This is a genomic window from Sphingopyxis panaciterrae, assembly GCF_011762125.1.
Classification (GTDB): domain Bacteria; phylum Pseudomonadota; class Alphaproteobacteria; order Sphingomonadales; family Sphingomonadaceae; genus Sphingopyxis; species Sphingopyxis panaciterrae.
Genome location: NZ_JAASQN010000001.1, coordinates 987,034 through 999,821 on the forward strand (window position 1 = coordinate 987,034; position 12,788 = coordinate 999,821).

The 12,788-nt window shown below is 64.7% G+C and carries 14 protein-coding genes and 1 tRNA gene; 8 read left to right on the forward strand and 7 right to left on the reverse strand.

The genetic code is table 11. From position 1 onward, the window contains the following. Positions 1-3 precede the first annotated feature (3 nt). The 3 genes from FHR22_RS04415 to FHR22_RS04425 form a co-directional block, all read right to left on the reverse strand. Positions 4-321, reverse strand: a complete 318-nt coding sequence (locus FHR22_RS04415) for a DUF1294 domain-containing protein (RefSeq protein WP_166939337.1) — start codon at positions 319-321, stop codon at positions 4-6. A gap of 7 nt (positions 322-328) precedes the next feature. Beyond that, the gene (gene ruvX, locus FHR22_RS04420; protein ID WP_166939340.1) at positions 329-790 is read right to left on the reverse strand and encodes a Holliday junction resolvase RuvX; all 462 of its coding nucleotides are present in this window, start codon (positions 788-790) and stop codon (positions 329-331) included. An 88-nt stretch (positions 791-878) separates the two neighbouring features. Then, complete coding sequence (locus FHR22_RS04425; RefSeq protein WP_166939342.1) at positions 879-2,162, reverse strand: DUF3089 domain-containing protein; 1,284 nt, start codon at positions 2,160-2,162, stop codon at positions 879-881. A 108-nt stretch (positions 2,163-2,270) separates the two neighbouring features. Here FHR22_RS04425 and FHR22_RS04430 point away from each other — a divergent pair, with 108 nt between their 5' ends. From FHR22_RS04430 to FHR22_RS04450, 5 genes are all read left to right on the forward strand, one after another. Then, positions 2,271-4,055 carry a DUF4153 domain-containing protein gene (locus FHR22_RS04430; RefSeq protein ID WP_243853463.1) on the forward strand — a complete coding sequence of 595 codons (1,785 nt, stop codon included), beginning with the start codon at positions 2,271-2,273 and terminating at the stop codon, positions 4,053-4,055. 73 nt (positions 4,056-4,128) lie between these two features. Further along, positions 4,129-4,431: an Asp-tRNA(Asn)/Glu-tRNA(Gln) amidotransferase subunit GatC gene (gene gatC, locus FHR22_RS04435; protein WP_166939344.1), complete on the forward strand. Its 303-nt coding sequence runs from the start codon at positions 4,129-4,131 to the stop codon at positions 4,429-4,431. Further along, on the forward strand, positions 4,431-5,912 hold the full coding sequence (gatA, locus tag FHR22_RS04440; protein ID WP_166939347.1) for an Asp-tRNA(Asn)/Glu-tRNA(Gln) amidotransferase subunit GatA: 1,482 nt from the start codon (positions 4,431-4,433) through the stop codon (positions 5,910-5,912). Before gatC ends, gatA begins: the two co-directional genes overlap by 1 nt. Before the next feature lies 1 nt (position 5,913). Further along, the gene (gene gatB / locus FHR22_RS04445; RefSeq protein WP_166939349.1) at positions 5,914-7,380 is read left to right on the forward strand and encodes an Asp-tRNA(Asn)/Glu-tRNA(Gln) amidotransferase subunit GatB; all 1,467 of its coding nucleotides are present in this window, start codon (positions 5,914-5,916) and stop codon (positions 7,378-7,380) included. An 89-nt stretch (positions 7,381-7,469) separates the two neighbouring features. Next, on the forward strand, positions 7,470-7,952 hold the full coding sequence (locus FHR22_RS04450) for a hypothetical protein (protein WP_166939351.1): 483 nt from the start codon (positions 7,470-7,472) through the stop codon (positions 7,950-7,952). 53 nt (positions 7,953-8,005) lie between these two features. Here FHR22_RS04450 and FHR22_RS04455 read toward each other — a convergent pair whose 3' ends face one another. Next, positions 8,006-8,203 (reverse strand): hypothetical protein, encoded by a 198-nt coding sequence (locus FHR22_RS04455; protein WP_166939354.1) that lies wholly within the window; start codon positions 8,201-8,203, stop codon positions 8,006-8,008. 168 nt (positions 8,204-8,371) lie between these two features. Here FHR22_RS04455 and FHR22_RS04460 point away from each other — a divergent pair. Together FHR22_RS04460 and tig are read left to right on the forward strand one after the other, a co-directional pair. Further along, positions 8,372-8,456: transfer RNA gene (locus FHR22_RS04460), tRNA-Leu, on the forward strand. A gap of 88 nt (positions 8,457-8,544) precedes the next feature. Further along, positions 8,545-10,155 carry a trigger factor gene (tig, locus tag FHR22_RS04465; RefSeq protein WP_166939356.1) on the forward strand — a complete coding sequence of 537 codons (1,611 nt, stop codon included), beginning with the start codon at positions 8,545-8,547 and terminating at the stop codon, positions 10,153-10,155. A gap of 483 nt (positions 10,156-10,638) precedes the next feature. Here the strand turns inward: tig and FHR22_RS04470 are convergent, their stop codons facing one another. The 3 genes from FHR22_RS04470 to FHR22_RS04480 form a co-directional block, all read right to left on the reverse strand. Continuing rightward, positions 10,639-11,226: a GNAT family N-acetyltransferase gene (locus tag FHR22_RS04470; RefSeq protein ID WP_166939359.1), complete on the reverse strand. Its 588-nt coding sequence runs from the start codon at positions 11,224-11,226 to the stop codon at positions 10,639-10,641. Continuing rightward, positions 11,223-11,624: a ketosteroid isomerase-related protein gene (locus FHR22_RS04475; protein ID WP_166939362.1), complete on the reverse strand. Its 402-nt coding sequence runs from the start codon at positions 11,622-11,624 to the stop codon at positions 11,223-11,225. Before FHR22_RS04475 ends, FHR22_RS04470 begins: the two co-directional genes overlap by 4 nt. Before the next feature lie 83 nt (positions 11,625-11,707). Next, complete coding sequence (locus FHR22_RS04480) at positions 11,708-12,325, reverse strand: DNA-3-methyladenine glycosylase family protein (protein ID WP_166939364.1); 618 nt, start codon at positions 12,323-12,325, stop codon at positions 11,708-11,710. A gap of 101 nt (positions 12,326-12,426) precedes the next feature. On the opposite strand from FHR22_RS04480, the gene FHR22_RS04485 reads away from it, so the two are divergent. Continuing rightward, the gene (locus tag FHR22_RS04485) at positions 12,427-12,744 is read left to right on the forward strand and encodes a 2Fe-2S iron-sulfur cluster-binding protein (protein ID WP_166939367.1); all 318 of its coding nucleotides are present in this window, start codon (positions 12,427-12,429) and stop codon (positions 12,742-12,744) included. Positions 12,745-12,788: the final 44 nt, after the last annotated feature.

The following is a 12,788-nucleotide window of genomic DNA, read 5'->3' on the forward strand; positions in this document are numbered from 1 at the left end:
CGTCTACGCAGGGCGGGGTAAATAAGCAAGCGCCGCGGCGACAATCGGGTCGATCAAATCGAGGCCCCAAAGCCCGAGCAGGACGATTTCTGCGGCGCAGAGCATCACCATTTTATTCGCGAAGGGTTGTTTGCGTGTCTTGTGCCGGACGAGGCGCGAAGCGAGGTAGGTTCCGATCGCTCCGCCGAGCCACGACCAGCCAAGCAGGGTGCTCTCGGATATCCGGCGTGCGCTCGCTTCGGCGCGGCGCTTGTCGGCAACCATCAGGCCGAAGGCGATGCCGTTCGCGACGCCAAGCCAGATCAGGAGATATTCGGTCAACCGCGCGTCATTCGCGGGTGAGGGCGTCGATCGCGCCCTGGAGGATGAAAGCCGCGGCGGCGCTGTCGACACGCTCGGCACGTTTGGCGCGGCTGACGTCGGCGGCGATCATCGCGCGTTCGACCGCCGCGGTCGACCAGCGTTCGTCCCAGAGCAGCAGGGGGAGGGCGAGGGGGGCGAGGTTGCGCGCGAAGGCGCGGGTGCTTTGCGTGCGCGGGCTGTCGCTACCGTCCATGTTGAGCGGCAGGCCGACGACGAGCCCGACCACCGACTGCGCAGCGGTGAGCGCCTTCAGCGCTTCAAGGTCGGCGGTGAATTTGGTGCGCTTGATCGTCTTGTCGGGGGTCGCGAAGGCCCAGTTCGCATCGCAGAAGGCGACGCCGATGGTTTTGGTGCCGACGTCGAGCGCCATCAGACGGCCGCCGTTCGGGCATGCGGCGACGAATTCGGCGGGGGCGGTGGTGATCATGCGCCGCCTTTATCGCCTAAATTCGTCATGCTGAACCTGTTTCAGCATCCATGGCCCGGCGTCGCGGCGTCGGGCCATGGATCCCGGGTCAAGTCCGGGATGACGAAGATGTCGGAGCGGGCTCGATCGGCGGCGCCAGTGGAGCCGGGGGCGGCGGCACCGGCGACGGCTTCCCTTCATACGTGGCCAGCCGGCGCAGTACGTCGGCGCGGACGTTCGCCCAGAACAGGGTGATGTCGAAGACATGGTAATTATTGCCGGGCAGCACATAGCTCGGCGCATAATCCTTCGCGATTTCGGCGTCGCCGATCATCAGGAAGCCGCGCGCATCGTCGCATTTCGCGCCGATCCTGCCGGCGACGAGCGATCCGCGCTTGAAACCGTCGGCGGGTTTCAGCGTGCCGATATTGGCGTCGGGCGCGGCGGCCGCGTCGGGGGTGCCGGTCAGCGGGTTGGTGCAGAGCATGCGCGTTCCCGCACGCGGGCGGCCGTCGAAACCGATCGTGCCGTCATAGGCGTCGGTGATCATCACCGGATCGGCGGGCTCGGCAAAGCTCGCCCACGACAGGATGCAGCCCTTTTGCTCGGGCGTCTCGCAGGCGGGAAGACCAAGCGCGGCAAGATCGGTGTCGCGGCTGATCGGCCAGCCGATGATATAAGCGGCAACGATACGCCTGGCGAGCGGCGTCCCCGCGATCCGGTTCTTGAGCAGCGTGGTCAGGTGGAGCGCGCCCTGGCTGTGGCCGGCGAGGATGATCGGCTTGTTCTTGGGGATCGACGCCAGGAAAGCGTCGAACGCCTGTTCCACGTCGCGATAGGCGGCGTCGATTGCCTTGCCCGCGGTGACGCGATCCTCGGCGAGGAAGGCGCCGAGCGTCGCCTGGCGGTAACGCGGTGCCCAGACCTCGCCGGCATCGCCGAAGGCGCTCGCCATGCCCTGCATGAACAATGTCGCGCGATAATTGGCGTCGCGGTCGTCGAGCGGAGCGTTCCAGCTTGACTTGCTGTAATAGCTGGTCGGGTGGACGAAGAAGATCGCTGCATCGCCCTTTGGCGCGGCGGTTTCGGTCGCCGTTGCGGCCTGGGCGGAGGGTAGGATCGTGCCCCCTTCCTGCGCCTTCGCCGGAGCGGAGGGCGCTTTCTCGTCGGTCGCCGGACGCCACGCCGACGGGTCGCCCTCCAGACCGGGGCGCGCGATCCACATTTTCGGATCGTCATAGGCGTTGGGTGCGGCGGCGGCCTGCTCGACGAATTTGGTGCTGGGAACGAGCGCCATCCGGCCGAACCAGCTCGGGTTGAGCTGATAGGCGATGCCGAAGCCGAGGACGAGAAGGATGATCGCGGCGATCAGGTAAAGGAATTTGCGGGCCATTGGGGCTCCATCAGGAGAAGATGTCGTGCCGTTCGCAGCGGACGCGAAAGAGAATGATGGGCGCTATCTGGCTTGCGAAGCGCCATGAAACAAGCCCAGATGTGGGGCATGACCGAGACACCCGCAAGCACGCCCGCTCCCGATTCGGCCGAAGTCCGGGCTCGTCCCGTCTCGGCGCGCCTGGATGAAAATGACGCGCCCTGGCCGCTGCGGCCATGGATCATGGCGGCGATCGGCGCGCTCGCGGGGCTGATCTTTCACCTGCTCATCGATCGTAACCATGCCGCGGGGGCGGCGCCGGGGCTGGATGCGCTCGCGGCGTTCGTCGCGATCGCAACGGTGGTTTTCCTGCTCGGCGTCGAGCAGCGGCGCTGGCACTGGGCGCTGGGTTTCGCATTGGCCTGGGGCGCGGTGATGGGGCTGATCACCTGGACGTCGGCGGGTTACAACCTCAATAGATCGCCGATCGAATGGCCCTTCTGGTCGGGGATATTGGCGGTGCTCGTCGCAACACCGCTGTTCCAGACGCGCCGCGACGTCGCGCCCGACTGGCGGTTCTGGAAGCTGTGGGCGATGCCCTATGAACGGCTGCACAGCCATGCCTGGACCGACGCGGTGATCGGCGCGGCGGGGCTGGTCTTCGTCGGCATCACTTTCCTGCTCATCGTGCTGATCGGACAGATGTTCAAGCTGATCGGGATCGACCTGATCGAGCGATTGCTGAACGGCGAATGGTTCGGCTGGATGCTCGCGGGGGCAGCATTCGGCGGCGCGGTCGGCTTGCTGCGCGAGCGCGACAAGCTCGTCGCGACCTTGCAGCGGCTGGTGATGATCGTGCTCGCGGTGCTGGCGCCGGTGCTGGCGGTCGCTTTGGCGCTGTTCCTGCTGTCGCTGCTTGGCACCGGGCTGACACCGCTCTGGAAATCGGGCTTTTCGACCGCCGCGCTGATGATGGCCGCGGCCGCCTTTGCGGTGCTGCTCGCCAATGCGGCGATCGGCAATGGCCGCGATGACCGGTCGGGCAACCGCTTCCTGCAGATCGCGGCGGCTGCGCTGGCCGCAGCGGTGCTGCCGCTCGCGGCGATCGCCTATTATTCGATGCATTTGCGGGTGGTCCAATATGGCTGGACCCCCGAACGCATCTGGGGCGTGATCGCGGCGATGATCGCGCTGGCCTATGGCGCTGCGGGACTATGGTCGGTGGTCAGGGGGCGGCGTGATTTCGACGACCTGCTGCGGCCGTTGCAACAAAAGCTCGCGATCGGCCTGATGCTGCTCGCCGCCTTCCTCGCCTTGCCGATTCTCGATTTCGGCGCGATTTCGACGCGCGACCAGCTCGGGCGGCTGAAGGATGGCACCATCGCCGCCGGCAAATTCGACTGGGCGGCGCTGGCGTTCGATTTCGGGCCCGCCGGACGCCGGGCGCTGGCCGACCTTGCGAAGTCGCCCGACAAGGCGAAGGCGGACCTGGCCCGATGGGCATTGAAAACAAGGAATCGCTGGGACCTGAACGCGCCGGGCGAAACGCCCGATGCCACAGATGTGACCTATGCGGCGAAAAAGATCGAAGAGAAGATACGCGTGCTGCCGGCCGGCCGGATTCTGTTGCCCCAAGCCTATGCGGCGGTGGATTCACGCGGCCAATGCCGGACCGCACCATGCGTCGCCTATGTGCTGGACGAGGCGCGGATCGTCGTCATCGGCCGCGGCAACAATGTCGCGCTGTTCGCGCGCGATGCGAAGACCGGCCAATGGGCGGAGGATTATCAAGCGTTCCGCAGCGGCGGCGTGCTGACGATCGACCGGGTCGAGAAGGGAAGAGTCGAGGTGCGGCCGGTCGCACGGCGGCAGGTGTTCGTCGACGGCCAGCCGCTGGGCGAGGTTTTCGAGTGAGAATCGCGCCCACGCCTTGAAGCGATCCGGCGAGGATGCTAGCGGCGCAGCTTCTCCCGATAAGGCGAAAAAGATGGCAATCGATCAGGCAACGGTAAGGAAAATCGCGTCGCTGGCGCGCATCGCAATCAGCGATGCGGAAGCCGCCGCGATGGAAGGCGAATTGAACGGCATCCTCGGCTGGGTCGAGCAACTCGGCGAGGTCGATGTGACCGGGGTCGAGCCGATGACCGCGGTGATCCCCAACACGCTGCGGCTGCGCGACGATGTCGTCGATGCCGATCCGCTGACCGGCGGCAATCGCCGCGACGATATTCTTGCCAATGCGCCTGCGCCGCAGCACGGCTTCTTCGGCGTTCCCAAGGTAATCGAATAATGACCGAGCTTACGAACCTGACTGTCGCGCAGATCCGCGACGGGCACCGCGCTGGCGAATTCAGTGCCGTCGAGGTCGCCGAGGCGTTCAACGCCAATGTCGCGGGCGCGAAGGCGCTGAACGCGTTCATCGTCGAGACCCCGGACCATGCGATCGCGGCGGCAAAGACCGCCGATGCCGACCGCGCAGCGGGCACTTTAAAGCCCCTGTCGGGTGTGCCGATCGGGATGAAGGATCTGTTCGCGACGAGCGGCGTCCAGACGACCGCGGCGAGCCATATGCTCGAAGGTTTCGTTCCGCGCTATGAATCGACGGTGTCGGCGAAGCTCTGGGACGCGGGCTGCGGCATGCTGGGCAAGCTGAACCTCGACCAGTTCGCGATGGGATCGTCGAACGAGACGAGCTATTTCGGCAATGTGATCAGCCCGTGGAAGCGCAAGGACGGCGGCAATGCGGCGCTCGCGCCGGGCGGCTCGTCGGGCGGCTCGTCGTCGGCGATCGCGGCGCGGCTGTGCCCCGCAGCGACCGGCACCGACACCGGCGGCTCGATCCGCCAGCCTGCGGCCTTCACCGGCATTTCGGGGATCAAGCCGACCTATGGCCGCTGCTCGCGCTGGGGCATCGTGGCGTTCGCAAGCTCGCTCGATCAGGCGGGTCCGATGGCGCGCGACGTGCGCGACTGCGCGATCATGCTCGAGAATATGGCGGGTTTCGATCCAAAGGACGCGACGAGCCTGAATATGGCCGTTCCGAATTGGGAAGCGGCTTTGTCGAGCGACCTCAAGGGCAAGACGGTCGGTATTCCCAAGGAATATCGATTGGAAGGCATCGATCCCGACATCGACGCGATGTGGGATGCGGGCATCGCGATGCTGAAGGATGCGGGGGCCGAGGTCGTCGAGATCAGCCTGCCGCACACCAAATATGCGCTGCCGGCCTATTATATCATCGCCCCCGCCGAAGCATCGTCGAACCTCGCGCGCTATGACGGCGTACGCTACGGCCTCCGCGACCTGCCCGAAAAGGCGGGGTTGCAGGACATGTACGCCGCGACACGCGCCGACGGCTTCGGACCCGAAGTCAAGCGGCGCATCATGATCGGCACCTATGTGCTGTCGGCGGGCTTCTATGATGCCTATTATACGCAGGCGCAGAAGGTGCGGACGCTGATCGCGCGCGATTTCGAGGCTGCGTTTGGCGTTTGCGACGTGATTCTCGCTCCGACCGCGCCGTCGGCGGCTTTCGGGCTGGGCGAAAAGACTGCCGATCCGCTGTCGATGTATCTCAACGACGTGTTCGCGGTGCCTGCGAGCCTCGCGGGCCTGCCCGCGATGTCGGTCCCCGCAGCGCTGAACCGCGAAGGGCTGCCGCTAGGCTTGCAGATCATCGGCAAGGCGTTTGACGAGCAGGGCGTACTGAACGCGGGGCTGGCTATTGAAGAGCGGGCGGGCTTCAACGCTCGCGCCGAAAAGTGGTGGTAAGATGAGCGATTATCGCATCAAGGGCGAAACCGGCGAGTGGGAGGTCGTGATCGGCCTGGAAGTCCATGCGCAGGTCACCTCCAACGCCAAGCTGTTCTCGGGCGCCGCGACGGCGTTCGGGGCGGAACCCAATACGCAGGTGTCGCTGGTCGACGCCGCGATGCCCGGCATGCTGCCGGTGCCGAATCGCGAGTGTATCCGCCAGGCGGTGCGCACCGGCATGGCGATCGAGGCGCAGATCAACAAATACTCGCGGTTCGACCGCAAAAATTATTTCTATGCCGATCTGCCGCAGGGTTACCAGATTTCACAGCTTTATCATCCGATTGTCGGTGAAGGTTCGCTGACGATCGAGGCTGATGAAAAGGCCGGACTGCCCGAAGCGAAGCGCATCGGGGTCGAGCGCATCCATGTCGAGCAGGACGCGGGCAAGCTGATGCATGACCAGCACCCGTCGATGTCGTACGTTGACCTCAACCGGTCGGGCGTCGCGCTGATGGAGATCGTCTCGCGCCCCGACATGCGCTCGCCCGCCGAAGCTGGTGCGTATGTGCGCAAGCTACGCTCGATCCTGCGCTATGTCGGCTCATGCGACGGCAATATGGAAGAAGGCTCGATGCGCGCCGACGTGAACGTGTCGGTGCGCAAGCCGGGCGACGAATTCGGGACGCGCACCGAGACGAAGAACGTCAATTCGGTGCGTTTCGTGATGGCGGTGATCGAGGGCGAGGCCAAGCGTCAGGTCGAACTGATTGAAAGCGGCGGCACGGTGGTGCAGGAAACGCGGCTTTATGATCCGGATCGTAACGAGACGCGATCGATGCGGTCGAAGGAAGATGCGCATGATTACCGCTACTTCCCCGATCCTGATTTGCTGCCGCTCATCCTCGACGATGATTTTCTGGCCGAATGCCGGACGTCCTTGCCCGAACTGCCCGACGCCAAGCGCGCGCGCTATCTGGCGGCCGGAATTTCGCCCTACAACGCCGACGTGCTGACCGCCGAGGTCGAGGCCGCGCTGTGGTTCGACACGCTGCTCGAAGCGGGCGCGAAGCCCGCTCCCGCGGCAAACTGGGTGACCAGCGAGTTGTTCGGCGCACTCAACCGCATGGGCCGCGACCTGTCGGATTCGCCGGTCAGTCCTGCGGAGGCAGCCGAACTGCTCGGCCTCGTCGCCGACGGCACGATTTCGGGGACAATCGCGAAGGCGGTGTTCGAGAAGATGCTCGAAAGCGGCGATGCTGCGGGCGTGATCGTCGAGCGCGATGGCCTCAAGCAGACGAGCGACACCGGCGCCATCGAGGCCGAGATCGCGAAGATCCTGACCGCCAATGCCGACAAGGTCGAACAGTATAAGGGCGGCAAGGAAGCCTTGTTCGGCTTCTTCGTTGGGCAGACGATGAAGGCGATGCAGGGCAAGGCGAACCCGCAGGTCGTCAACGAACTGCTGAAAAAGACGCTCGGCTGATTGCCAAGTGATGCAGTTCACAGCGAATTCAGCTACTTCGCTGTCATAGGCATGGACGTTGGTCCAGGATGATGACGAAGGATGGAATGATGAAGCGGATGATGGTTTCGGTCGGCGGCGCGGTTACGCTAATCTTGGGTGCTACGGCGAGCGTCGCGGGCGCGCCCGCGGTGAACGAAGGTTACGACTGGACGATGCGCGTCAACGAAGAGGAACGCGCGCAGAGCGCGATCCTCGCCTATGAAGTCACCGACACCGATGACCAGCCGCTGGCTTTTTCGTGCGAAGAGGGCGGCAACCGCATCTTCGCGAGCATTTCGGGAAATTCGCCCGATCTGACCGCAATCGACCTGGCGTCGGGTGACCAGAAGCTGCGGTTGACGGGGACCACCGATGCCGAAGAGATTCCCTATTTCTCGTCGGAGGAAATCGCCGGCGGCTCGCCCTTCATCCGCGCCTTTGCCGCCAACGGCTGGCTGCGCATGACTGCCGACGGCGCGACCGTCGACATGGCGGCGACGCCCGGCGGCAAGCAGGCGATCACGCGCTTTGTTACATTCTGCGCGGGCTGACGCGGCGCAGTAAGACAATCCGGGCCCGGCCGTTCCCGGCCATTATCGAGGCGTCAGACCTGTTGCGGCGGGACTTCGTCCGGGCCGCGGCCGGGCTGATCGATATCACCGCCGCCGGGGCTGCCCGGGACTTCCTGCGGCTGGCCGGCGGGGTCTTCGAGCGGGGTCGGCTGCACCGGCTGTTCGGGCGGCGCCTGGGGTTCGATCGTGTCGGGCTTCGGTTTGGGAAGCGGGTCGGGGGCACTGGCCATTGTCACTCTCCTTGCGTTAAGCAACGAACGGGCGCGGCGCATGTTCCGGCGGCGGATTATCGGGGCTTTGTGCCCTTGCCCTTGGCCACGTGTCTGCTATAGCCCCGCGCGGCCCGCACGGGCGTGCGCGGCAGCGCGCGATTTCGTGCACCCCGGCCGAAAGCTCCTGCGGGCGTGGCGGAATTGGTAGACGCGCTGGTTTTAGGTACCAGTATCGCAAGATGTGGGGGTTCGAGTCCCTTCGCCCGCACCAATCTGTAGCGCAGGCCGGGAACAGGGGAATTCCGCCATATCGGCTGGGTTCTCGATACGAGATTTTGAGCAAGGATAAGACCAAGGCAATGAAGACCGTCGAAACGCTGAACGAAGGCCTGAAGCGCGAATATAGCCTGACCATCGCCGCCAAGGATATCGACGCGCGCGTCGATGACGAAGTGAAGAGCATTGCGCCGACCGTGCGGATGCCCGGCTTTCGTCCCGGCAAGGTGCCGCCGAACCTGATCCGCAAGATGCACGGCGAAGCATTGTCGGCCGACGCGCTGAACAAGGCGATCGACGCCAGCGTGCGCGACCTGATGGCGAAGGAAAAGCTTCGCCCCGCGTTGCAGCCCGCGGTGACGCTCGCCGATGGCTATGAGCGCGGCAAGGACGCCGAACTGACCGTCGCACTGGAAGTGCTGCCCGAGATCGAGACCCCGTCGATCGACGGGCTGAAGCTCGAACGGCTGACCGTTCCGGCCGACGACAAGGCGGTAATGGCGAAGATCGAGGAATTCGCCGCGCAGATGAAGCGCTTCGAAGAGGCGCCGAAGACCAAGAAGGCAGCCGAGGGCGACCAGGTCATCATCGATTTCGCCGGCAGCGTCGACGGCGTCGCCTTCGACGGCGGCACGGGCGAGGACATGGCGGTCGAAATCGGCTCTGGCCAGCTGATCCCGGGCTTCGAAGACCAGCTGGTCGGCGTCAAGGCCGGCGACGAAAAGACGCTGAAGGTGACCTTCCCCGACGAATATCCGGTCGAGAATCTGAAGGGCCAGCCCGCCGAATTCGCCGTCAAGGTGAAGGAAGTGAAGATCCCGGCCGCGTCGAAGATCGACGACGAGTTCGCCAAGTCGCTCGGCCTCGAAAGCCTCGACAAGCTGAAAGAGCTGATGAAGGATCAGGTCGAGCAGGAACTGAACGGCCTGACGCGCACCTATATGAAGCGCAAGCTGCTCGACCAGCTCGCCGCCGCGCACGACTTCGACGTGCCGCCGACGATGGTCGAGGCCGAATTCAACCAGATCTGGCAGCAGCTCGAGCATGAAGTCAGCCACGAGGAAGATCCCGAAGCGGCGAAGGCCGAACTCGAGAACGACCGCGACGATTATCGTTCGATCGCGGTGCGCCGCGTTCGCCTCGGCCTGCTTCTGTCCGAAATCGGCCAGGCGCATGGCGTGCAGGTCTCGAACCAGGAAATGCAGCGCCTGGTCATGCAGGCGGCGCAGCAGTATCGCCCCGAAGATCGCGGCCGCTTCATGGACTATGTCCAGCAGGATGCGCTCGCCGCCGCGCAGCTCCGCGCCCCGCTCTATGAAGACAAGGTCGTCGACTTCCTGTTCGAAAAAGCCGAGATCACCGACCGCGAAGTGACGCGCGAAGAGATTGAAGCGGCGATCGAAGCCGATGACGACGGCCATGTGCATGGCCCGGGTTGCGGCCACGACCATGACCACGACCATAAGCCCGCCAAGAAGGCGGCAGCGAAAAAGCCCGCCGCCAAGAAGGAAGCGGTGAAGGAAGAAGCCGCCGAGGCTGCCCCTGCCAAGAAGGCTCCGGCGAAGAAGGCCGAAGCGGCCCCCGCCAAGGCGGAGGAAAAGCCCGCGGCCAAGAAGGCTGCGGCCCCGAAGGCGGCTGAAGAAAAGCCGGCTGAGAAGAAGGCTCCGGCGAAGAAGGCAGCTGCGAAGAAATAAGTTTCGCGCTGAAGAGATCAGGAAAGGCCGGGTGGAGGAATTCGCCCGGCCTTTTTCTTTGGGGCGAATAGAAGGGCTGTTTGACGTCGGCATTGGGGTGGGGAGCGGCCGGTCGCTAACCATCCATAACCGTCGCCCCCGCGAACGAGTGAAGGGTCGAATGGTCCCCCGGACCATTCTTGGACATGCCGGGGGCATGTCCAACCCTTAACTGGCCGCAATCGGCCGAGCGCAAGGTTGCCAGCGGCCCCCGCCTTCGCGGGGGCGACGGTTATTTAGCTAGCGTCCGCAATCGGCCGCTTTCTGCCCAAGACTTCGTCATCCGCGGAGGAGACCCGTGGCTCTTCCGCCTTGACCCGGGATCCCGCTTTTTGAGGCACGAGCAGTTTTCGACGTCCAGCGGGACCCCGGATGAAGTCCGGGGTGACAAGCTAGGAAAAGGTCCGCAACGGGCCGCAGCCCGCCGCTCGCCGTTGCCGGAGCCTAAAGCGCCCGCGTCCAATATTGCAGTTGGTGCCGCTCCTCGCCGGTGCCCCCAACGGTTTTCCAATCGAACCACGCCGTCACGTCTTCCAGCGGCGCATAGCCGCGGCCGCGCCAGAAGGCGTCGAGCGGGCGATAGCCGGCCGGGCGTTCGGGATGATCGGCAGCGCGGATGACGCTGCAAAAGGCGGCATGCGAAGCGCCATGTGCGCGCGCCTGCGCCTCGCGATGGTCGAAGAAGGCATGACCGACGCCTTGCCCGCGATACCCACCGAGCAGTACCGATTCGCCGAAGTAGAAGGTACGCGCGATATCGAAGCCCGCGGCGGCGAGCGGTTCCTGCCACGCGGCGTCCTGTGCGGCCAGCGGCGCCGCGGTGGCGGCACCGACGATATCGGTGCCGTCGCGCGCGACCACGACGACCGCGCCTGCCGCCGCCGCGAAATCGGCGAGATAACTGGCCTCATAGGCCGCATCGCCGTCATAGATATAGGGAAAGTCGCGAAATACCGCGATGCGCAGCCGGGCGAGGGCAGGGATGACATCGGCCAGCCCTGCGCCCGTCACCGGTGCAACTTTTATCGTCACGCGCCGACCTGCCGCATCCAGTCGGTCAGGTTGTAATAAGTGGTGACGCGGTCGATCAGCCCCTCGGCATTGACCGACAGAAAGGCACCGCCGGGGAGGCGATAGCTTTGCCCGTTCGCTTCGGGAAGCCCTTCGTCGGTCGCCAGATAGGTGCCGTTGACGATGAATTCGGCGGCGGCGCGATCACCCTCGGCGAAAATCACCATGCCGGTCAGCTCTTCGCGATAGCATTTCGTCATATGGGCGTTGAATTCGCGGAACAGCGGCTTGCCGTGGCGCGGGTCGCCCTGGTTGACGTCGTGGCGAACGTCATCGGCGAGGCAGGCGAGCATCGCTTCGCTGTCGCCGGCATTGAAAGCGGCATAATAGGTGGTGACGATGTCGCGGGTCGTGGTCATGAAGGCCTCATCAACTGGAATTGCGCAATCCCGATTGGCGCTTCGCACCATTCCCCGCAATATAGAAATAGCAGGGCTCAGCCTTAGATCACGTCCATATTGTAACAGTGCCAGCTGAAGATCGCCGCGGCGCCGCGGTGCGGGCGCCAGGCTTCGCCGAGTTCGCGCACCTGTTTCTCGCTTGGCCGTGCTTCAAGCTGCAATATACGCCCGACCGCTTCCTGGACCGCGAGGTCGCCCGCAGGCCAGATGTCGGGGCGTCCTTCGGCAAAGAGAAGATAGATTTCGGCCGACCAGCGCCCGATGCCCTTGACCTTGGTCAGCAGTGCGATCGCTTCTTCGTCATCGGCAGGCAGCGCGTCGAACTGCAACTCTCCGGCGAGGATGAGCTGGGCGAGGCTTTTCGCATAGCCCTGTTTCTGGCCCGACAGGCCGCAGGCGCGTAGCGCGTCGAAATCGGCGGCGGCAACCGCTTCGGCGGGACAGCCTTCACCGAATCCCGCTTCGAGCTTGTTCCAGATCGAATTGGCGGCGGCGACGCTGACCTGCTGGCCGACGATGGTACGCAAAAGCGTGGGGTAGCCGGGCGCGCGGATGCGCGGCTCGGGATAGCCCGCGTGGCCGAGCGCGCGCGCGAAATTGGCATCGAGCGCCGCGAGCGCGTCGATTCCGGCATTCAGCTGCTGCTGGCCCAGGCCCATCGTATATTCTCCTTTTGTTCCCGGTCATCGCTCTAGCAGCGCTTGATTTGCCGCGCAACGCGCGACATAGGCCAAGCGAATCTAATGATATGGGGATGCACATGGCCAAGCTGATTGTGGTGACGCGTGACGGGACCGAGCATGAGATCGAAGGCGACACCAGCCTGACCGTGATGGAAAATATCCGCGATGCCGGTTTCGACGAACTGCTCGCGCTGTGCGGCGGCTGTTGCTCGTGCGCGACATGCCATGTCCATGTCGAGGCGGGTGCGACCGACCGGCTGCCCGCGATGAGCGAGGACGAGAACGACCTGCTCGATTCGACCACCGATCGCAGCGATGCGTCGCGCCTGTCGTGCCAGCTGCCCTTCACCGACGCCCTCGACGGGCTGAAGGTGCGAATTGCGGCAGAGGATTGACTATTCGTCATCCCGGCGGAGGCCGGGATCTCGACATTTTGTTA